This is a genomic window from Deltaproteobacteria bacterium, assembly GCA_016875395.1.
In the GTDB taxonomy this organism is placed as follows: domain Bacteria; phylum Myxococcota_A; class UBA9160; order UBA9160; family UBA6930; genus VGRF01.
On record VGRF01000076.1, the window covers coordinates 1 to 1671 of the forward strand.

A 1671-nucleotide genomic window follows, 5' to 3' on the forward strand; every position below is an offset into this window, starting at 1 on the left:
CGGCCTCGCGATTCACGAAGTGGCCGGCGGGCTCCTCCATCTCCGTGAGTCCTTGTCGGTGCTCCTTCAGCAGCGCTTCCATCGGCCCGAGCTCGGTGAGCAGCGTGGTGCCGAGCGCGCCGACGCCCAGGCGGCCCGCGAGCCGGAACGACTCGGGGCTCGAGCACGTCTGCCAAAGCCGCGGGTGCGGCTTCTGCAGCGGCTTCGGGATCACGTTGCGCGGGGGAATCTTCAGCAGCTCCGAGTCCCACGAGAACTCTTGCTGCGTCCACATCTTCGGAATCATGCGCATCGCTTCGATGAGCTGCTGCCGCGAGGTGTTCGGGTCGACCTGGAACGTGTCCCACTCGCCGGCGCCGGTGCGCGCCAGACCGAGCTCCGCTCGTCCGCCGCTGATGTGGTCGAGCAGCGCGAGGCGCTCCGCGACGCGCAGTGGGTGGTTGATCTTGAACGGCGCGAGCACCCCTGCGTGGCCCAGATGGATGCGCTTCGTGCGCGTCGCGATCCAGGCGAGCTGCACCTCGGGCGCACTGCTCCAGCTGAACTCGAGCGCGCCGTGGTGCTCGACCGTCCACCAGGTGTCGAAGCCGACCGCGTCGGCGTGCTCCGCCTGCGCGAGCGTCTCCGCGTAGACGCGCTGCTCGTGATCCGGCAGAAACGGCGCGGCCTTCTGCGTCTCGCAGAACACGTCCAGCTTCATCGAGACACCTCGGCCGCGCCGAGTGCGCGGCGCGAGTGATTAGGACGACGACGTGCTCGGCTCAGTATGCCCAGCCGATCTTGAACCCGTAGAGGCGCGGCGGATGCAGGTTCCCCTGCTCCGGGAACAACTCCGAGCCCGCGCCCACCGAGAGGTTCATGATGTGGTCGTTGTCCTCGACGTTCGTCATGTACAGCTCGACGTTGAACTGGCCGGCGTCCATCGGCGGCGCGTCCCAGCGCACGCGCACGTTCCACTGGTCCCACGCCGGCGCGCGATCGCGGTCGAGCTGGTAGGGCCGGAAGAAGGCCTCGCTCTGGTAGTGCCAGTCGAAGCGCGGCGTCAGCGTCGAGGCGCCCAGCTCGAACGCGTACTGGCCGCCGAGGCTCAGCGACCACTCCGGCGTGCGGTTCAGGCGATTCCCGCTCTGGTCGGTCGTGGTGGCTCCGCCGAGCCCGGCCGGCACAGGATCGGCGCTCGTGTACTTGCTGTACTCAGCGTGGTTCCACGCGACCGTGCTGTCGAACTGCAAGCCGTCGAAGGGCGCCGCGACCAGCTCGAGCTCGATGCCTCCGACCTTGGCCGTCGCAGCGTTCTCGATGAGCGCGCCGAAGCCGGTCAGGATGAACACCTGGAGGTCGTCGTAGTCGTTGAAGTACGCGGCGACGTTCGCCTGCAGACGGTTCTCGAACCAGCGCGTCTTCGCACCCACCTCGTACGCCCAGATGTCCTCGGGGTCGTAGATGTTGTCTCGAGCCGGGTTGGCCCCCAAGGAGCCGCCGCTCTTGTAGCCCTTCGCGACCGACGCGTAGAACATCAACTCGTCCGCGGGCCGGTACTCGAGGACGAAGCGGCCGGTCAATCGATCCCAGCTGTCGCCTTGCGGATCAGACACGAACGGAGCGAAGGCGCCGGGCGGGCACGGACACGGCGGGAAACCCAATGCCGTGAACGAGAAGTGGCTCGCCTTG

Annotated in this window: 2 protein-coding genes; both read right to left on the reverse strand. The window is 67.8% G+C overall.

Annotated features, from left to right (window positions below; all coding sequences use genetic code 11):
- Positions 1–700 (reverse strand): LLM class flavin-dependent oxidoreductase (locus FJ091_22160; protein ID MBM4386053.1); only part of this gene is annotated, 700 nt, incomplete at its 3' end.
- A gap of 61 nt (positions 701–761) precedes the next feature.
- Positions 762–1595, reverse strand: coding sequence for a TonB-dependent receptor (locus FJ091_22165; GenBank protein ID MBM4386054.1), 834 nt, complete (start codon positions 1593–1595; stop codon positions 762–764).
- Positions 1596–1671: the final 76 nt, after the last annotated feature.